The sequence below is a fragment of the Pseudomonas sp. LBUM1647 genome (genome assembly GCF_059716175.1).
In genome coordinates this window covers 4,869,485-4,889,063 of sequence record NZ_CP166809.1, presented here as the reverse complement: position 1 = coordinate 4,889,063, position 19,579 = coordinate 4,869,485, and the positions used below count along the sequence as shown (strand labels likewise).

The 19,579-nt window shown below is 59.5% G+C and carries 17 protein-coding genes; 8 read left to right on the top strand and 9 right to left on the bottom strand.

All coding sequences use genetic code 11. The features are described 5' to 3' along the window. The first annotated feature begins 90 nt into the window (after positions 1-90). From ACA059_RS22425 to ACA059_RS22395, 7 genes are all read left to right on the top strand, one after another. Positions 91-1,080: an alpha/beta fold hydrolase gene (locus tag ACA059_RS22425; RefSeq protein WP_497631047.1), complete on the top strand. Its 990-nt coding sequence runs from the start codon at positions 91-93 to the stop codon at positions 1,078-1,080. A gap of 121 nt (positions 1,081-1,201) precedes the next feature. Then, positions 1,202-1,693: a ribonuclease E activity regulator RraA gene (gene rraA / locus ACA059_RS22420; RefSeq protein WP_497631046.1), complete on the top strand. Its 492-nt coding sequence runs from the start codon at positions 1,202-1,204 to the stop codon at positions 1,691-1,693. A gap of 26 nt (positions 1,694-1,719) precedes the next feature. Continuing rightward, complete coding sequence (gene cmaX, locus ACA059_RS22415; protein WP_497631045.1) at positions 1,720-2,715, top strand: divalent cation transporter CmaX; 996 nt, start codon at positions 1,720-1,722, stop codon at positions 2,713-2,715. Positions 2,716-2,778: 63 nt separating this feature from the next. Next, positions 2,779-3,027, top strand: coding sequence for a hypothetical protein (locus ACA059_RS22410; protein WP_008146303.1), 249 nt, complete (start codon positions 2,779-2,781; stop codon positions 3,025-3,027). Positions 3,028-3,029: 2 nt separating this feature from the next. Further along, positions 3,030-3,854 carry a mechanosensitive ion channel family protein gene (locus ACA059_RS22405; RefSeq protein WP_008027407.1) on the top strand — a complete coding sequence of 275 codons (825 nt, stop codon included), beginning with the start codon at positions 3,030-3,032 and terminating at the stop codon, positions 3,852-3,854. An 89-nt stretch (positions 3,855-3,943) separates the two neighbouring features. Then, on the top strand, positions 3,944-4,534 hold the full coding sequence (gene sigX, locus ACA059_RS22400; RefSeq protein WP_008146300.1) for an RNA polymerase sigma factor SigX: 591 nt from the start codon (positions 3,944-3,946) through the stop codon (positions 4,532-4,534). Positions 4,535-4,641: 107 nt separating this feature from the next. Then, positions 4,642-5,676, top strand: a complete 1,035-nt coding sequence (locus tag ACA059_RS22395; RefSeq protein WP_497631044.1) for an OmpA family protein — start codon at positions 4,642-4,644, stop codon at positions 5,674-5,676. A gap of 112 nt (positions 5,677-5,788) precedes the next feature. Here ACA059_RS22395 and cobA read toward each other — a convergent pair whose 3' ends face one another. The 8 genes from cobA to ACA059_RS22355 form a co-directional block, all read right to left on the bottom strand. Further along, complete coding sequence (cobA, locus tag ACA059_RS22390) at positions 5,789-6,556, bottom strand: uroporphyrinogen-III C-methyltransferase (protein ID WP_497631043.1); 768 nt, start codon at positions 6,554-6,556, stop codon at positions 5,789-5,791. A gap of 11 nt (positions 6,557-6,567) precedes the next feature. After that, the gene (locus ACA059_RS22385; RefSeq protein WP_497631042.1) at positions 6,568-9,282 is read right to left on the bottom strand and encodes a nitrate reductase; all 2,715 of its coding nucleotides are present in this window, start codon (positions 9,280-9,282) and stop codon (positions 6,568-6,570) included. Beyond that, complete coding sequence (gene nirD / locus ACA059_RS22380; RefSeq protein ID WP_008146292.1) at positions 9,282-9,599, bottom strand: nitrite reductase small subunit NirD; 318 nt, start codon at positions 9,597-9,599, stop codon at positions 9,282-9,284. The genes ACA059_RS22385 and nirD overlap by 1 nt, the downstream gene beginning before the upstream one ends. Next, entirely contained in the window at positions 9,596-12,049 is a 2,454-nt protein-coding gene (gene nirB, locus ACA059_RS22375) for a nitrite reductase large subunit NirB (protein ID WP_497631041.1), read from the bottom strand. The genes nirD and nirB overlap by 4 nt, the downstream gene beginning before the upstream one ends. A gap of 375 nt (positions 12,050-12,424) precedes the next feature. Further along, positions 12,425-14,095: a bifunctional protein-serine/threonine kinase/phosphatase gene (locus ACA059_RS22370; RefSeq protein WP_497631040.1), complete on the bottom strand. Its 1,671-nt coding sequence runs from the start codon at positions 14,093-14,095 to the stop codon at positions 12,425-12,427. A gap of 7 nt (positions 14,096-14,102) precedes the next feature. Continuing rightward, the gene (locus ACA059_RS22365; protein WP_046047894.1) at positions 14,103-15,314 is read right to left on the bottom strand and encodes a nitrate/nitrite transporter; all 1,212 of its coding nucleotides are present in this window, start codon (positions 15,312-15,314) and stop codon (positions 14,103-14,105) included. A 320-nt stretch (positions 15,315-15,634) separates the two neighbouring features. Next, positions 15,635-16,210, bottom strand: coding sequence for an ANTAR domain-containing response regulator (locus tag ACA059_RS22360; RefSeq protein ID WP_008146285.1), 576 nt, complete (start codon positions 16,208-16,210; stop codon positions 15,635-15,637). A 15-nt stretch (positions 16,211-16,225) separates the two neighbouring features. Further along, positions 16,226-17,437, bottom strand: coding sequence for a CmpA/NrtA family ABC transporter substrate-binding protein (locus ACA059_RS22355; RefSeq protein ID WP_497631039.1), 1,212 nt, complete (start codon positions 17,435-17,437; stop codon positions 16,226-16,228). A 230-nt stretch (positions 17,438-17,667) separates the two neighbouring features. Here ACA059_RS22355 and ACA059_RS22350 point away from each other — a divergent pair, with 230 nt between their 5' ends. Continuing rightward, complete coding sequence (locus ACA059_RS22350; RefSeq protein WP_134421785.1) at positions 17,668-18,687, top strand: quinone-dependent dihydroorotate dehydrogenase; 1,020 nt, start codon at positions 17,668-17,670, stop codon at positions 18,685-18,687. A 315-nt stretch (positions 18,688-19,002) separates the two neighbouring features. Here ACA059_RS22350 and rmf read toward each other — a convergent pair whose 3' ends face one another. Beyond that, complete coding sequence (gene rmf, locus ACA059_RS22345; protein WP_003223300.1) at positions 19,003-19,218, bottom strand: ribosome modulation factor; 216 nt, start codon at positions 19,216-19,218, stop codon at positions 19,003-19,005. Positions 19,219-19,579 lie beyond the last annotated feature (361 nt).

The following is a 19,579-nucleotide window of genomic DNA, read 5'->3' as shown; positions in this document are numbered from 1 at the left end:
AGCAGGCTCGCTCCTACACGGGCCGGCCTTTTTAGAGATTCAAGTAGGGCGGGCTCCTCTGGATGCCGCCCTTTTTTGTGCAAGAGCATTATGCAAAGCAGCAGCAACCTATTTCCTGTCGCCCTGATCAGCGCCGAGCGGCGCGGTGATCTGAGCGAAGATGTCTATCGTCTGAAACCCGGCAACAGCCCTGACGGCACCGTCGAACTGGCTGTGACGCGTCTTGGCATGGCCGATGAACCGTCCGTGCGTGGCGTTCCGGTGATTCTGTTGCACGGCAGCTTTTCCAATCGCCGGTTCTGGTTCTCGCCGAAAGGGCTTGGGCTGGGCGCCTACCTGACGCGTCTGGGGTTCGATGTATGGATTCCCGAAATGCGCGGCCACGGCCTGTCCCAGCGCAATCAGAACTACCGCAAGAACCGCGTTGCCGACTACGCCCGTTATGATCTGCCGGCCATTGGCGCCTTTGTGCGCGAGCAGAGCGGGCAAGTCCCGCACTGGATCGGTCACTCGCTGGGCGGCATCACGCTGGCGGCGGCGCTGGGTGGGGAATACATCGGCGAGCCTGTCGTCGCGTCTGCGGCGTTCTTCGGTACGCAGGTAAGCCGTACCTACTGGCCGTTGAAGATTCCTCCGGTGGAATGGAGCGGGCGCTTCATCCTCAAGCGTTTCGCCCAGCTATCCGGTTCACGGCTCAAGCGTGGCCCGGAGGACGAGCCGATTGGCCTGGCCCTGGAAAGCATGCGCTGGTATGGCCTGTTCGGGCGCTTCGGCGATGCGGACAAGGATTGGTGGGCGGGATTGGCCGAGGTTCAATTGCCAGTGCTGGCCGTGAGTGCCGCGGGCGATCATCAGGATCCGGCATGGGCGTGCCGCAAGCTGTTTGATCAAGTGGGCTCCGAACACAAGCAATTCATCAACCTTGGCCGCGAGCAGGGTTTTGGCGATAATTTTGGTCACGTGGAAATGCTCGTCAGCAAAGCTGCTCAAGCCGAAGTCTGGCCGTTCGTGGCGCGGTGGCTGGCCGATCAGCAAACGCCTTTGCTGGGAGAAAAGCCGGATTTAGCCGCGGCAATCTGAGCCTGATGCTCTAACAAGGGCATTTCGCTCTGATCGGCATGCGGCTAAGATATGACGCATTGAGCTGTTCCGGTCACTTTGCGACATCCTCGATTGTCTTCCTCTTTACAGGAGTTTCTCGATGAACCATTACCTTACGCCCGATCTGTGCGACGCCTATCCGGAGTTGGTGCAGGTGCTGGAACCGATGTTCAGCAATTTCGGCGGCCGTGATTCTTTCGGCGGCGAAATCGTCACCATCAAGTGCTTCGAAGACAACTCGCGGGTCAAGGAGCAGGTCGAACTCAAGGGTAATGGCAAGGTACTGGTGGTCGACGGTGGCGGTTCCCTGCGTCACGCGTTGCTGGGTGACATGCTGGCCGAGAAAGCCGCGAAAAACGGTTGGGAAGGGCTGGTGATCTACGGTTGCATCCGCGACGTCGATATCATCGCGCAGACCGATCTGGGCGTGCAGGCCCTCGCTAGCCACCCGAGGAAGTCCGACCGTCGCGGGCTCGGCGACCTTAACGTTTCAGTGACGTTTGCCGGGGTGACGTTCCGTCCGGGCGAATACATCTATGCGGACAATAATGGCGTGATCATCTCGCCAAGCCCGCTGAAGATGCCTGAATAAAGCGCAAGACCAACATAGGGATGAGGATGTTCGAGGAAGAAAACGCGCAGTGGGGGCTGGTGCATGCCCTGGTGCTGGACGGTAAAGGCGGTGCGCGTTCGATAGCCCGGACTGAACTCGATGACTTGCAGTTGCAGGCCCATGAAAGCCTGTGGCTGCACTGGGATCGCAGTCACCCGCAAACCCAGACCTGGTTGCGAAAATCCAGCGGTCTGAGCGAATTCAGCTGTGATCTGTTACTTGAAGAAAACACCCGACCGCGTCTCTTACAGCTTTCCGACAGCGAACTGCTGCTATTTTTGCGTGGGGTCAACCTGAACCCGGGCGCCGAGCCGGAAGACATGGTCTCGGTGCGGATTTTCGCGTCGGCCCAGCGGGTTATTTCTCTGCGTTTGCGTCCGTTGCGCGCCACCGATGAGTTGCTGGTGCAGCTCGCCGAAGGCAAAGGACCGAAAACGGCGTCAGAACTCATCCTTTATATGGCGCAATACCTCACCAACAAGGTGCAGGATCTGGTGAGTTGCCTCTCGGAAGTGGTCGATGAGGAAGAAGAAAAGCTGGATGCCGACGAACGGTATACACCCGAGCACGGCGCCGTTTTGCAGATCCGTCGAAGGGCCGCTGCGCTGAAACGTTTTCTTGCGCCGCAGCGGGAAATTTTCGGTCAGCTGACTCGGATAAAACTGCCTTGGTTCGTCGAAGACGACGGTGATTACTGGAACGAATTGAACAACAGCCTGACCCGGTATCTCGAGGAGCTGGAATTGACCCGGGAGCGGGTGGGGTTGGTCCTCGAGGCCGAAGATAGACGTTTGAGCGTGCGAATGAACCGCACGATGTACCGCTTCGGGATCATCACCGGGATCTTTTTGCCGATGAGTTTTCTGGCGGGTCTTCTGGGCATCAATGTCGGCGGGATTCCGTTCTCTGCAAGCCCCTATGGCTTCCTGATCGCTTGCCTGATGATGGTCTCGGTGGCGCTGGGGCAGTGGTGGTTATTCCGACGTTTGCGCTGGGTATGAGGGTGATCCATGTGACCCGAGCAAATTTGACCGCGTCTTTCACAGACATCACGAGAGGTGCGTATGCACGATCCGTTTGAACAGTCTTTGCGTGACATGCTCAAGGCATCACCGTCCACCCGGGACGACGATGCGTGCCTTGGGCGTGTACTGAAAACCGCCAACCGCCAGGTCGGCGCCGGTGATCTGTTCAGCCTGCTGGGCCGCTGGCTGCCCGCGCTGATGATCGCCCTGAATAACGGATCGGCCCATGTCGCTCCGGTTTCCCGCCACCGTAAACCTACCGTTCGCACTGCTGATAAGGCTGATTGAATATGGAACTTGATCTCTGGACTCAGAGCCTCGTCACTGCAATGACTGCGTTATGGACCAAGGTTGCAAATTTCATCCCGAACCTGTTCGGCGCACTGGTTGTGCTGCTGTTGGGTTTCGTCGTTGCGAAACTTTTGGACACTTTGTTGTCCAAGTTGCTCGCCAAGCTGGGACTCGATCGCCTGATGGGCGGCACCGGTCTGACAAAATTGCTGTCCCGGGCCGGCCTTCAAGTGCCGATCTCGACCTTGATTGGCAAGATTGTCTATTGGTTCGTTCTGCTGATTTTTCTGGTTTCTGCCGCAGAATCCCTTGGACTTGAGCGAGTTTCGGCTACGCTTGACATGCTTGCGCTGTATTTGCCGAAAGTATTTGGCGCCGCGCTGGTGCTGCTGGTGGGTGTTTTGCTCGCGCAATTGGCCAATGGGCTGGTGCGGGGTGCGGCAGAGGGCGTAGGGCTGGATTACGCTGCGGGCCTGGGGCGAATTGCCCAGGGCCTGGTGATTATCATCAGTATTTCGGTCGCAATCAGCCAGTTGGAGGTCAAGACTGACCTGCTCAACCACGTGATTGTGATCGTATTGATTACCGTTGGTCTGGCAGTTGCGCTGGCCATGGGGTTGGGAAGCCGGGAAATTGCCGGTCAGATTCTTGCGGGAATCTATGTGCGTGAGTTGTATCAGGTTGGGCAACAAGTGCGTGTTGGCGAGGTCGAAGGTCAGATCGAAGAGATCGGCACGGTTAAAACCACATTGCTGACCGATGAGGGTGAGCTAGTCTCTCTCTCCAATCGGATCCTCCTGGAGCAGCATGTGAGTAGCCGCTAACCCGGCAAACCCTGCTAATGTATGCCGCCGCAAAAATGCCCTGAAAAGGGTTGCGGCGGACATTGACCTGACTGTCGGCCCGACTTGTTTTGAATAAAGCTCAATCGCTGTCCACGCGCTACGACCCCCGCGAGCTCTCTGATGAGGAGTTGGTCGCGCGCTCGCATACCGAGCTGTTTCACGTAACGCGCGCCTATGAAGAACTGATGCGGCGTTACCAGCGAACATTATTTAACGTCTGTGCTCGATATCTTGGGAACGATCGTGACGCAGACGATGTCTGTCAGGAAGTGATGTTGAAGGTGTTGTATGGTCTGAAGAACTTCGAGGGCAAATCGAAGTTCAAGACATGGCTATATAGCATCACGTACAACGAATGCATCACGCAGTATCGGAAAGAACGGCGAAAGCGTCGCTTGATGGATGCTTTGAGTCTGGACCCCCTCGAGGAAGCGTCTGAAGAAAAGGCGCCGAAACCCGAGGACAAGGGTGGACTCGATCGCTGGTTAGTGTATGTGAACCCGATTGACCGTGAAATTCTGGTGCTACGATTTGTCGCAGAGCTGGAATTTCAAGAGATCGCGGATATCATGCACATGGGTTTGAGTGCGACAAAAATGCGTTACAAACGTGCTCTAGATAAATTGCGTGAGAAATTTGCAGGCATTGCTGAAACTTAGTTCGGCGCAAATATCTCTTACGTGTAGGCAAGTTCTGATAGACTTGCCGCCGAGTTGTCCCCCGGTTTGCGGGACTGCTTCACAATCACCAGATGGGGATTTAACGGATGAAACTGAAAAACACCTTGGGCTTGGCCATTGGTTCTTTGATTGCCGCCACTTCGTTCGGCGCTCTGGCACAAGGCCAAGGCGCAGTTGAAATCGAAGGCTTCGCCAAGAAAGAACAATTCGACAGCGCTCGTAACTTCAAGAACAACGGCAACCTCTTCGGTGGTTCGGTTGGTTACTTCCTGACCGACGACGTTGAACTGCGTCTGGGCTACGACGAAGTGCACAACGTGCGTTCCGACGACGGTCGTAACATCAAGGGCGCTAACACCGCTCTGGACGCTCTGTACCACTTCAACAACCCGGGCGACATGCTGCGTCCGTACGTATCGGCTGGCTTCTCCGATCAAAGCATCGGTCAGAACGGCTCCAGCGGTCGTAACCGTTCCACCTTCGCCAACGTTGGCGGCGGTGCCAAGCTGTACTTCACCGAGAACTTCTATGCCCGTGCTGGCGTTGAAGCTCAATACAACATCGACCAGGGCGACACCGAGTGGGCTCCAAGCGTCGGTATCGGTGTGAACTTCGGTGGCGGCTCCAAGCCTGCTGCTGCTCCAGTTCCAGCACCAGCTGAAGTCTGCTCCGACAGCGACAACGATGGCGTTTGCGACAACGTTGACAAGTGCCCGGACACCCCAGCCAACGTAACTGTTGACGCTGACGGCTGCCCAGCAGTTGCTGAAGTTGTTCGTGTTGAGCTGGACGTGAAATTCGACTTCGACAAGTCGGTAGTCAAGCCTAACAGCTACGGCGACATCAAAAACCTCGCTGACTTCATGAAGCAGTACCCATCCACCAGCACTACTGTTGAAGGTCACACTGACTCCGTCGGTCCTGACGCTTACAACCAGAAACTGTCCGAGCGTCGTGCAAACGCCGTTAAGCAAGTTCTGACCAACCAGTACGGTGTTGAATCGTCCCGCGTTCAGTCTGTTGGCTACGGCGAATCCCGCCCAGTTGCTGACAACAAAACTGAAGCTGGTCGCGCTGTAAACCGTCGCGTAGAAGCGCAGGTTGAAGCTAACGCTAAGTAATTAGCGCGCAGCTCTGAAAAGCCCGGCTTAGGCCGGGCTTTTCTTTGTCTGCGATTTGGGTTTCAGATTGGGGTTTGCGTCGCTTTTAAAAGATCGCAGCCTGCGGCAGCTCCTACAGGTTGAACGCAGAAGCTGTGTAGGAGCTGCCGAAGGCTGCGATCTTTTGACTTTCTTTGCAGGCCGCGACCGCACCGATCACCAGGATCGCCGGGCTTTTGAGCTCGAAGCTGCAGGCGTCTTCTTCCATCGCCGTCAGATCGCTCCGACATTCCCGTTGGTGTGGCAGGGAAGCATTTTCAATCATCGCCACCGGTGTATCCGCCGCCATTCTGCCAGCCAGCAGTTGCTCACGAATCTCGCTCAGTTTTGCGACACCCATATACACCACCAGCGTCGTGCCACCTTGGGCCAGGGCTTGCCAGTTCAGACTGCTGCCATCCTGAGTGTGGGCGGTGACCAGCGTCACGCCGCGCGCAACGCCCCGCAGGGTCAACGGAATATCGCATTGCGTTGCGCCGGCAAGCCCGGCAGTGATGCCGTTGACCAGTTCCACTTCGACCCCATGTTCACGCAGCCACTGCGCCTCTTCGCCGCCCCGGCCAAAAATGCACGGGTCGCCACCCTTGAGCCGCACCACGCATTTACCGTGGCGGGAATAACGCAGCATCAGGCGATGAATGAATGCCTGAGGAGTGGAGCGACAGCCGCCGCGCTTGCCCACGGGAATGATCCGCGCCTTCGGGCAATGCTCCAGCACCGCGTCGTTGACCAGGTCATCGATCAGCACCACATCTGCTTCGCTCAACGCCCGCACGGCCTTGAGGGTCAACAATTCCGGATCGCCAGGACCCGCACCCACCAGCCAGACTTTTGCGCTCATAGTGTTTTTCCTCACGAGTTGACGGCGACCGGCTGCGCAGTGGCGGCCAGCAAACGCTTGATTTCCGGGACGCAGGAGCCGCATTGCGTGCCGCAGCCCAATTCTTGTTTCAAACCCTGCAGGTCCAGACCGCGGCTAATGCCGGCGCAGACCGCGCTTTGGCTGACGTTTTTGCAGTTGCACAGGGTTTTGTTACCGATGGCCGGCGTACTGGTGTTGCCCGGCGGTGCGCTCAGCGGTGCCAGCAGCCAGCGCCGCAGCTGTTCGTCAGCGCGACCTTCCAGCCACAGGCTTTGCAGCCAGTGTTGGGCAAGGGTTTCACCGGCCAGGCGAATTGCAGTGATCCGGCCGTTCTCGATCCGCACCCGTTTACCGATGGAGCGCCGTGGGTCGTCGTAGGCCAAAACCGGGCCATCGTTGAGTCCCAGGCATCGATCGATATCACGCAGCAATTGCGGATCGGGCGCGACGGCGCTGGCAGCGCGTATCAGCAGCGCGGGGCGTTCGCGGCCGGCCAAGCTGAGGCTGACGTAGGAAAACGCCTCACAGAGTGGTCGTAGCGTCTCAAAATGCTGTTGAACATCGCCCTCGATCAGGGCGAATAGCTGCCATAGGAGATTTACAGGTTCGAGGCACACGCCGCTGTGTTTGAGTTCGGGTTGTTTCGACAAAGGGTCGAAAGCCGGTTGGGTGAGCGCATTGACGCCGCCCTTGAGGAAGCGATCACCCCAATGCATCGGTAGAAAGGCCTGACCGGGTCGCACGCTGTCGTCACTGCCGACGGCGACAATCACTGCGCCACGGCGACTTTTCAGGCTGACCAGATCGCCCGATTGCAGCCGATGCCGACGCAATTCATCCGGGTGCAAACTCAACACGGCTTCGCTGACGTGGCCGAAAAGCTGTGCGGCGGTGCCGGTGCGGCTCATGCCGTGCCATTGATCCCGCAGGCGGCCAGTGATCAGGGTCAGCGGGAAGCGCGCGTCGCGTTGTTCCTTGGCGGCGCGGTATGGGTCGGCCACGAATTGTGCACGTCCACTGGCCGTCGGGAAAATTCCGTCCAGGTACAGCCGGGCTGTGCCTTCGCGGGCGCCAGTGGGGAAGGGCCATTGCTGCGGGCCGAGGCGGTCGATCAGTGCATGACTGATGCCGGACAAGTCCAGATCACGCCCGCGGGTCAATTGCTTGTACTCGTCGAAGACCTGCGCCGGGTTTTCAAAGGCAAACAGGCTGGTTTGCCCGGGACGCAGATGCTTTTCCAGGCGCTGTGCGAAATCCACGGTGATCGCCCAGTCAGAGCGGGCTTCGCCGGGTGCGACGACGGCTCGACGAACGTGGGAAATGCGCCGTTCGGAGTTGGTCACCGTGCCGTCCTTTTCGCCCCAACTGGCGGCGGGCAGCAACAGGTCGGCAAACGCGGCGGTTTCGGTGGTCCGGAACGCTTCCTGCAACACCACGAACGGGCAGGCTTGCAGTGCCGCGCGTACGGCGGTTTGATCCGGCATTGATTGCGCGGGGTTGGTGCAAGCGATCCACAGCGCCTTGATCTTGCCGCTGCGCACCTGCTCGAACAGTTCAATGGCGGTAAGCCCGGTGTTTTCGGGGAGTTGTTCAACGCCCCAATAGTCCGCCACTTCCGCGCGATGTTCGGCATTGGCAGCCTCGCGATGGCCGGGCAGCAGGTTCGACAAGCTGCCTGTTTCGCGGCCACCCATGGCATTCGGCTGACCGGTCAGGGAGAAAGGTCCTGCGCCGGGGCGGCCGATTTGCCCGGTGGCCAGGTGCAGGTTGATCAGTGCGCTGTTTTTCGCGCTGCCGGCGGTGGACTGGTTCAAGCCCATGCACCAAAGCGACAGGAAGCTCGGTGAAGTGCCAACCCATTCGGCGCATTGCTGCAGTTGCTCGACGCTGATCCCACAGAGCTGCGAAACCATCTGCGGCGTGTAATCGCGCACCAGGTTTTTCAGTTCGGCCAAGCCTTCGGTGTGGGCCTTGATGAAGTCGCGGTCGACCCAGTCTTCCCACAGCAGCAGGTGCAAAATCCCATGGAACAAGGCGACATCGGTACCTGGCAGAATCGCCAGGTGCAGGTCAGCCAAATCGCAGGTGTCGGTACGACGCGGGTCGATGACGATGACTTTTATCTGCGGCCGGCGGGATTTCGCTTCCTCCAGGCGACGGAAAAGTATCGGGTGGGCGTAGGCCATGTTGCTGCCGACGATCATCACGCAGTCGCTCAATTCCAGGTCTTCGTAGCTGCACGGCGGTGCGTCGGCGCCCAGGCTGCGCTTGTAACCGACCACTGCCGAAGACATGCACAGGCGCGAATTGCTGTCGATGTTGTTGGTGCCCACCAGCGCTCGCGCCAGTTTGTTGAAGGCGTAGTAATCCTCGGTCAGCAATTGCCCGGAGATGTAGAACGCCACGCTGTCCGGGCCGTGTTCGAAGAGGGTCTCGGCAAAAACGCTGGCGGCATGATCGAGGGCGGTGTCCCAGTCGGTGCGGCTGCGGGCCAGGCCTTTGCCCAGGCGCAGTTCGGGATACAACGCCCTGGCTGCGAGGTCGCCGGTGAGGTGCAAGGTAGAGCCTTTGCTGCACAGTTTGCCGAAGTTGGCCGGGTGGGCCGGATCGCCGCTGACGCCGAGAATGCGCTCGCCGTCATGCTCGATCAGCACGCCGCAGCCGACCCCGCAATAGCAGCAGGTGGAAGCGGTGATCTGGTTCATCAGCTTGCTTCCCGCAGGGCCAGCAACACCCGGCCATTCTCGACCCGTGCTGAATGGTGGTGAGCGCAACCGATGTCCGGGGCCTGGGCTTCACCGGTCTCAAGGTCGATCTGCCAGTTGTGCAGCGGGCAGGCCACTCGTTTGCCGTAGATCAAACCTTGGGACAGTGGCCCGCCCTTGTGCGGGCAGCGGTCATCGAGTGCGAAAACTTCATCGTCGCTGGTACGAAAAATCGCGATGTCGCCTTTCGGGCCGGCGATGATCCGCGAGCCCAGGGCATTGATTTCTTCCAGTGCGCAGATATCCAGCCAGTTCATGCCGGCACCTCCAGATTCTTCACCGTGATGACGTCGAATTCTTTCTTCAGCAGCGGTTGTTCCAGGCGTTCCTTCCACGGGTCCTGTTCGAACGACAAGGAGAATTGCAGGCGATCGTTGAGCGCCTTGCGCCGCTCCGGGTCTTCCAGCACCGCTTTTTTGATGTGCTCCATACCGACCCGTTGGAGGTAGTGCACGGTGCGTTCGAGGTAGAAAGCTTCTTCGCGATAGAGCTGCAGGAACGCGCCGTTGTATTCACGCACTTCTTCGGCGGTCTTGAGCTTGACGAAGAATTCCGCGACTTCGGTTTTGATCCCGCCGTTGCCGCCGATGTACATCTCCCAGCCCGAATCTACGCCGATAATTCCGACGTCCTTGATGCCCGCTTCCGAACAGTTGCGTGGGCAACCGGAGACGGCCAGTTTCACTTTGTGCGGCGACCACATGTTGAACAGGTCGTGTTCAAGCTCGATGCCCAGTTGCGTGGAGTTCTGGGTGCCGAAGCGGCAGAACTCACTGCCAACGCAAGTCTTCACGGTGCGGATGGATTTGCCGTAGGCGTGGCCGGACGGCATGTCGAGGTCCTTCCAGACGCCCGGCAGGTCCTGCTTCTTGATCCCCAGCAAATCTATACGCTGGCCACCGGTGACCTTGACCATTGGCACGTTGTATTTGTCGGCCACGTCGGCAATGCGCCGCAGTTCCGAAGGATTGGTCACACCGCCCCACATCCGTGGGACGACAGAGTAAGTGCCGTCTTTCTGAATGTTGGCGTGGGCCCGTTCGTTGATCAGGCGCGATTGCGGGTCGTCCTTGGCTTCGCCCGGCCAGGTGGAAATCAGGTAGTAGTTGAGCGCCGGGCGGCACGTGGCGCAGCCGTTCGGGGTGCGCCAGTTCAGGTAACTCAGGGTGCCGGCGATGGTCAGCAAATGCTGCTCGCGGATGGCCTGGCGGATTTGCCCGTGATTCAAGTCGCTGCAACCGCAGATGGCTTTTTCGCTTTTCGGTTTAACGTCCGCCGCGCCGCCCACGGTGTTGATCAGAATCTGTTCCACCAAACCTGCGCAGGAGCCGCAGGAGCTGGCAGCCTTGGTGTGTTTCTTGACGTCGTCGACGCTGAACAGCCCGTGTTCCTGAATCGCCTTGACGATGGTGCCTTTGCACACGCCGTTGCAGCCGCAGACTTCGGCGGTGTCGGCCATGCTCATGGCTTTGTCCTGGCCTTGATGTCCTACGTCGCCAATGGAGTTTTCACCAAACATTAAATGATCGCGGATCTCGTCGATGGCGTGGTTCTCACGGATTTGCCGGAAATACCAGCCACCGTCTGCCGTATCGCCGTACAGACAGGCCCCGACCAGCACGTCATCCTTGATCACCAGTTTTTTGTAGACCCCGCCGATCGGGTCGGAGAGGGTGATGGTTTCGGTGCCTTCGCCACCCATAAAGTCGCCAGCGGAGAACAGGTCGATGCCGGTGACTTTCAATTTGGTCGACGTCACCGAGCCCTTGTAGGTGGCGAAGCCCAGTTGGGCGAGGTGGTTGGCGCAGACCTTGGCCTGTTCGAACAGCGGCGCCACCAGGCCGTAAGCGATGCCGCGGTGGCTGGCGCATTCGCCGATGGCGTAGATGCGTGGGTCGTAGGTTTGCAGGGTGTCGTTGACCAGAATCCCGCGGTTGCAGGGGATGCCGGATTTTTCCGCGAGTTCGGTGTTGGGCCGAATACCGGCGGCCATCACCACCAGGTCGGCGGGGATGATGTCGCCATTCTTGAACTCAACCGAGCCGACCCGGCCATTGCCGGCATCGTGCAGGGCCTGGGTTTGCTCGCAAAGACGAAAGTGCAGGCCGCGGGCTTCCAGGGCAGTTTGCAGCAACTGGCCGCTGGTTTTGTCCAGTTGCCGTTCCAGCAGCCATTCACCGATGTGCACCACGGTGACGTGCATGCCGCGCAGCATCAGACCGTTGGCGGCTTCCAGGCCGAGCAGGCCGCCACCGATCACAACGGCGTGCTTGTGGGTTTTCGCGGTTTCGATCATTGCCTGGGTATCGGCGATGTCGCGGTAGCCGATCACACCGTGCAAGGTGTTGCCGGGGATCGGCAGGATGAACGGCGTCGAGCCGGTGGCGATCAGCAGACGATCGTATTCGGCCTCGCTGCCGTCTTCGGCGATGACCCGGCGTTTCACCCGGTCGATCTCCACCACTTTGCGGTTGAGCAGCAGCTTGATGTTGTTTTCCAGGTACCAGTCCAGATCGTTCAGCACGATCTCTTCGAAAGTCTGTTCGCCGGCCAGTACGGGTGACAGCAGGATGCGGTTGTAGTTGGTATGAGGTTCGGCGCCGAAGACCGTGATGTCGTACAGCTCATTGCTCAGCTTGAGCAGTTCTTCCAGGGTACGAACCCCGGCCATGCCGTTGCCGATCATCACCAGTTTTAGTTTTTTCATCAGGTTCTCCGGGGAGCTCAGACTCGCCTCATCAGGGCTTTCAGGTCTTGCTCGACAAATTTTGCGCAAACAAAAAAAGGCGTCCCGCTAGTTGCCTAGCGAGGACGCCTTTGTCCTGGTCCCGTTCTCTCGGGCAGCGCATCCTTCGTCGTTGAAGGCTGGGCTTTATGTATGGTGAGAGAGGTAATGCAGTGGTTGTGCCAACTGTCCAAAAGGCCGAATTTACGGGCGTTCCTTAGAGGGGGAGGGTGTTTTAGTGCACCGGTTCAAGGCGTGACGCCCGGTTTTGAAGCAGAAAGTCAAAAGATCGCAGCCTGCGGCAGCTCCTACGGGTGTACGCGATCCCATGTAGGAGCTGCCGCAGGCTGCGATCTTTTAGCCATGAAACACCAAAATCAGCAGCACCAGGTTCACCAGCAACGACACCAGCGCCAAGGTCCGCCAGACCTTCAATGGTTCGCGCTCCAGCAGCGGTCTGGGTCGCACGCTCAAACTGCGTCGCTCACCTTGCTCCAGCAGCAACAACCATTCTTCCGCCGTTTCAAAGCGTTGATCCGGATCCGCCGCCACGGCACGCTCCAGACTTTGCGCAATCCATTCCGGCAGGTCGGGTCGATAGCGACTGGCGCTGACAGGAACCCCGAACCGTGGGCGCTGGAAGGCTTCGATTTCGCCGTAGGGATAATGCCCAGTGAGCAGGAAATACAAGGTCACGCCGACGGCATACAAGTCCTGTTGCGGTGTCGGTGCTTCCCCGCGAAAGGCTTCCGGCGCGATATAGCTGGGCGTTCCGGGCAGGGCAGAAGGCTGGTCTTCGGACAGGCCCTGGCAGTAGGCGAGGCCGAAATCCAGCAGGCGCAACTCGCCGTCGTCCCCCAGCAGCAGGTTCTCCGGTTTGATGTCGCGATGGAGAATCTGCCGTCGATGCAGCATGCCAACGGCGCGCAGCAGGAGTTCGGCCAGATCCTGCCATTGGGGCAGAGGCAGCGGTCCGACATCGGCGTGCAACTCCGCCAAGGTGGATCCGGAATATTCCCGCATCACGTAGTACAAATGCTGACGCTGACTGGCGGCATGGACTTCAGGGAAATGCCGCCCGGCCACGCGCTTGAGAAACCATTCTTCCGACAGCAACGCCTGCCCTGCGAGGTGATCGTCACGCAGCGCGCCCGGCAAGGTTTTCAGCAGCCAGGGTTGTTGTTGGCCATCGCGCACCCGATAGAGCAGCGACTGCTGGCTCTGGCCGAGTATCCCTTCGACCTGCCAGCCTTCGAAAGCCTGACCTGCTTTCAAGGCTGGCGGCAGTGGCCATTGCTGCAAATGAACCAACGCATCACCGATGCTCGTTTCACCGAGGGCATCGACCCGCACCAGCAAGGCGCTGGCGTTGTCCTGGCTGCCGGCCAGATGCGCCGCACTGACCAAGGTCTGCGCAGCGCTGTTCAAATCCGGTTGATCGCGCAGAATTGCCGCAATCGCGGTGTCGCCCAGCACGGCCCAAATGCCGTCGCTGAGCAGTACGAAACTTTCGTTCAACCGCAGTTCGCCATCGAGAAAATCCAGCACCAAATGCTGATCGAGCCCCAACGCTCGCTTGAGCACATGCTGCATGCCCGGTTGGTCCCAGACGTGATCCTCGCTGACCCGTTGCAAGTTGTCGGCGTGCCAGCGATAAACCCGGCAATCGCCGACATGGGCCAAGGTAAAACGCCTACCGCGCATGACCAAAGCACTGACGGTGGTGAGCAACGGTTGCCCACCGCCATTGGCCTGCAACCAGCGATTTTGTGCCAGCAGCAGACGATCCAGTGCCTGCGCGACGCCCCAGGTTTCCGGCGTGGCGTAGTAATCCAGCGCCAGGGCCTGCAACGTCGAGCGGGCGGCGAGGCCACCATCGGCGCACTGGCTGACGCCATCGGCGATGGCGAACAGGTAACCCTTGCTCGCCGCCAGCGCCGGGGCTGGAGTCACCAGGCGCAGGGCGTCCTGATTCTCCTCGCGAGGGCCGATGGCGCTCGCTTCGGCAAAACTCAGTTGCAGGCTCATTGAGGCTTCAGACCCGAGCAGCAGTCACGGCTGCCGAACCCCAGGTTGTTCTCCAGCGACGTTTCACGCCGTGCAGACCGAACCAGGCCAGAACGCCAAGGCTGGCGAACAACCACAAGGCCAGTTGATAACTGCCGGTGCTTTGCTTGATCGCGCCCATGCCCGCAGCCAGTGCAAACCCACCGATACCGCCGGCCATGCCGATCAAACCGGTCATCACACCGATCTCCCGACGAAAACGCTGCGGCACCAATTGGAAAACAGCGCCGTTACCGGCACCCAAACCGAGCATGGTGCAGACGAAAAGTGCCAGTGCCGCGTAGGAGCTCGGCAGATTGAAACCCACCGCTGCGATGCAGACCGCCGCCACCGTGTACATCCCCAAGAGGGTGCGAATGCCACCGAAACGGTCGGCCAGCGCGCCGCCCAATGGACGCATCAAGCTGCCACCGAACACACAGGCTGCGGTGTAGTAACCGGCGGTCACCGGGCTGAGGCCATATTGGTCGTTGAAATAGCCGGGCAGGGCGCTGGCCAGGCCGATGAAGCCGCCGAAGGTCACGCTGTAGAAAAACATGAACCACCAGCTGTCGCGGTCGCCCAAGGCCTTGAAGTAGTCGGACACGGACTTGGCTTTTGGCCGCTCAGGCGCGTTTTTGGCCAACCAGGCGAAGACGATGATGGTCAGAATCAGCGGGATCAGGGCGAAGCCGAACACGTTGCTCCAGCCAAAAGCCGCGGCCAGCACCGGGGCGATCAGTGCAGCGAGCACAGTGCCCGAGTTACCGGCACCGGCGATGCCCATGGCTTTGCCTTGGTGTTGTGGTGGATACCATTGCGACGCCAGCGGCAGGGCGACGGCGAAGGACGCGCCAGCCATGCCAAGGAACAGGCCCAGCACCAGCGCTTGTTCATAACTGTGGATGCCGAGTTTCCAGGCACCGAACAGGGCGCAGATGACGATCACCTGGCCAATCAGCCCGGCGGTTTTCGGCGACAGGCGATCAGCCAGCAAGCCCATTACAAAGCGCAATACCGCCCCGGCCAGAATCGGTGTGGCCACCACCAGTCCACGCTGCTGGGTGGTCAGGTGCAGGTCTGCGGCTATTTGCACTGCCAGTGGGCCAAGCAGGTACCAGACCATGAAACTCAGGTCGAAATAGAGGAAGGCCGCGAACAATGTCGGGGTATGGCCAGATTTCCAGAAGCTTGAATTCATCGCGCACCTCAGCTGTTAGGAGTCTCGAGAAGGAGTCTTGAGCTTGCAGGTGGGGCGCCGCATCGGCCGCACCACCGGCCCCGGTCTGTGGGGCCAAAACAAAAAAACGCCGCCACCGGATTCGCCAAAGGGCAAATGAGGTGAGCGACGTCTTTGTCGTAGGTGGGGCAACCGCCGTTGGTTACCTGTAGTGATTACCTAGCGAGATCTGTGCCACATCCGGAATTTTTGTTAAGGCAAAAAGATCGCAGCCTTCGGCAGCTCCTACAGGGTGTACGCATCCCATGTAGGAGCTGCCGAAGGCTGCGATCTTTTGCTCTTCAACCCAACAACTCGCTCATGGCGATGATCTGCTCCGCCACTTGAATCAGCTTCTGCTGCCGGCTCATCGCCTGGCGGCGCATCAGGGTGTAGGCCTCTTCCTCGTTGCAGTCCTTCATTTTCATCAACAACCCTTTGGCCAGCTCGATGCGCTTGCGCTCGGCCAGTTGCTGGTCGCGGGCGTTGAGTTGGGCACGCAGGGCCTGGTCACTTTCAAAACGTGCCATGGCGACGTCGAGAATCGGCTGCAAGCGCTGTGCGTGGATGCCTTCGACGATGTAGGCACTGACCCCGGACTTGATCGCCTGACGCATCACATCGGGGTCATGTTCATCGGTAAACATCACAATCGGCCGCGGTTGGTCGCGGCTCACGAGCACCACTTGCTCCATCACATCGCGGCTCGGTGACTCGGTATCGATCAAAATCACGTCCGGACGCACCGTTTCGACGCGCGCGGGCAGGTCGATGGTCAGGCCCGACTCGTCAATCACCTCGAACCCGGCCTCGGTCAGGGCCGCCTTCAGGCGACCGACTTTCTTCGCGGTGTCGTTGATCAGCAGGATACGCAACATATTCGTAGCCTCCTGTCAGCGGCTGGCGAGAAGGGGCGAGCTGTCGCTCATCGCGTGCAACCTGAAACTGCGGGCATAGCCGGCGGGGTCCAGGCCATCCCAGACCTTTCCGTCGATCAACTGGCTGCTGCGCATTTGCTGATCACTCGCGGCCACACCGACGGCGGTGGCGGCCTCTCGATACAAGTCTAGTTGCTGGACCTGGCGGGCCACGCCCAGGTAATCCGGGTCGTCGCGCAACAAACCCCAGCGGCGGAACTGGGTCATGAACCACATGCCATCGGACAGATACGGCAAGTTGACTTCACCACCACCATGGAAACGCAGGGCGTGCGGGTCTTGCCAGCGATTACCCAGGCCATCGGCGTAGTCACCGAGCAATCGCGGTTCGATGCAGTCGAGCGGTGCGTCGAGGTATTCGGGCGCGCTCAAGAGCTTCGCGGTGCTGCGGCGATTTTCTGTGCTTTGTTCGATGAAGCGGCTGGCTTCGAGGATCGCCATCACCAGCGCCCGTGCGGTGTTGGGGTATTGCTCGACAAAGGCGCGGGTGCAACCGAGGACTTTTTCCGGATGATCGGGCCAGATGGTCTGGGTTGTGGCCATCGTGAACCCCAAGTTTTGCTGCACCGCGCTGGCGGACCATGGCTCGCCGACGCAGAAGCCGTCGATGCGCCCGGCTTGCAGGTGCGCGACCATTTGCGGCGGCGGCACGACCACGCTGTCGACGTCCTGCAACGGATGAATACCCTGACTCGCGAGCCAGTAATACAGCCACATGGCGTGGGTGCCCGTAGGAAATGTCTGGGCGAAGGTGAGTTTTGGGCGACTTTGGTGCACGTGCCGGTCCAGCGCTTCAGGACTGATCACGCCCAGAGCCTGCAAGCCATGGGAGAGGTTGATGCTCTGGCCATTCTGATTCAGGCCCATGAGCACCGCCATCTCGGTCGACGCGACACCACCGATGCCCAAATGCACGGCGTAGATCAAACCGTACAGGCTGTGGGCGGCATCGAGTTCGCCACTGACCAGTTTGTCCCGCAGGTTGGCCCAGGACGACTGGCGCTTGAGGTTCAGGGTCAGGCCATAAGGTTGGGCAAAGCCCTGCGTGGCCGCGACCACCATGGAGGCGCAGTCACTCAGGGCCATGAAGCCGAGGTTGATTTCGGTCTTTTCGGGGGCATCGCTGCCGTTTACCCAGGCCAGAGGGCCCGCTGTGGTTTCATTCATGGCTAAACACCTTCCAAAAAAAAAGCGCCGTACCGGGCTGCTTGCCAGGGCAAGGCCAAGTGACGACGCCTTTGTCTTTCGACTCATCCCGCCGTTGGCATGAGTGCTGATGTCAGTGACGGTGCAAGGCATATGCCATCGTTCGCTGATTTTGTCGCGCGCCTCGCCTGCAACCCCGATGCCCGGCTATAATCGCCGCCACTTTTCGTAGCCCAGAGTCAAACCCGCCCATGTACACCCTGGCCCGTCAGCTGTTGTTCAAACTTTCCCCGGAAACCTCCCACGATCTGTCCCTGGACCTGATCGGCGCGGGCGGGCGTTTGGGCCTCAACGGCTTGCTGTGCAAGGCACCGGCGAAAATGCCGGTGACCGTCATGGGCCTGGACTTCCCGAACCCGGTAGGTCTGGCAGCCGGTCTGGACAAGAACGGCGCGGCCATCGACGGTTTTGCCCAACTGGGTTTTGGTTTCGTCGAAATCGGCACCATCACCCCGCGTCCGCAGCCGGGCAACCCGAAGCCACGCATTTTCCGTCTGCCGGAAGCCGAGGCGATCATCAACCGCATGGGGTTCAACAACCTCGGCGTCGATCACCTGCTGGCTCGAGTGGCGGCGGCCAAGTTCAAGGGCGTGCTGGGCATCAATATCGGCAAAAACTTCGATACCCCGGTTGAGCGGGCGGTCGACGACTACCTGATCTGTCTGGACAAGGTCTACGCCCACGCCAGCTACGTGACGGTCAACGTCAGTTCGCCGAACACCCCTGGCCTGCGCAGCCTGCAATTCGGCGATTCGCTGAAGCAATTGTTGGCCGACCTGGCGACGCGCCGCGCAGAACTGGCGCTGCGCCACGGCAAACATGTACCTCTGGCGATCAAGATTGCGCCGGACATGACCGACGAAGAAACCGCTCAGGTCGCGCAAGCGCTGATCGAAACCGGGATGGACGCGGTGATCGCCACCAACACCACCTTGAGCCGCGTCGGCGTAGAAGGCATGGAGCACGGGGACGAGGCGGGCGGTCTGTCCGGCGCACCGGTTCGTGACAAGAGCACCCACACCGTGAAGGTGCTGGCGGCCGAGTTGGCCGGTCGCTTGCCGATCATCGCCGTGGGCGGCATCACCGAAGGCAAGCACGCGGCTGAGAAAATCGCTGCGGGTGCCAGCCTGGTGCAGCTCTATTCCGGCTTCATCTATAAAGGCCCGGCGCTGATTCGTGAATCCGTAGACGCCATCGCCGCCTTGCGCTAATCCCTGCGGCAAGTGCTTCTGTGGTGAGGTGAGTTATCTGTGGCGAGGGGATTTATCCCCGTTGGGCTGCGAAGCGGCCCCTGTTTTTCCAGCCACACCGCGTCCAATGGATTACGACGGCTTCGCCGCCGAACGGGGATAAATCCCCTCGCCACAGTCAAGCCCCCTCACCACAGGGGTCCATCGCTAAGTTTAGAGCAGGCATAAAAAAGGGCTCCTCGAAGGAGCCCCTGGGCCGAAGCCCGCCGCCCGGATGGGGCGTGCGTGGTAAGTCGTTACGTAATCAGATTGTCGTGTCGGAGTGTGTGCCCTGTGTTAGCCGACGGCGTGAAGTTCGTTGAGTCTATGGATTCCCGCAGTGCCGGTCATACCGTCCCAGTTGTCGCCGCGTCCTTCTCGCCAGCCGTTAATCCAGGCTTGGCGTACCGACGGTAGAGTAAATGGGCAAAGCTCACGGGATTTGCCACCAACGCCATATTGATATCCGCGCAAAAATGCTCTTTCCAACGGATCACGCTTAAGTCTTCTCATAGGGTGTTGCCCTCACTTGTTGACTGTATTTATCGCGTCGACCTCAATTGAGGTCTGGCAGAAAAACTCCTGCCGTTGGGGCTCGCTGCCGGCGTCGCGAGCCAAGGTGTTGACGTCATTGCGGCGTCAACCTGTATTGAGTTCTAACCAATGCGTCACATCGAGGGAATGATCGTTTTGTCATAAGGACGTAACGATAAAGATGGTATGGCGATAAGTAACACGATGTTGTCCCGTGTTTATTGGCAAAACCCCGGTATGATCAGCCCCGCGCTGCATGATGGGGTTAATCCTTTAGTGAGAATGCCTCCTGTTGAGCAAGGGGACTATTCGACGAAGGGTCGACTTATGACATTTTGTT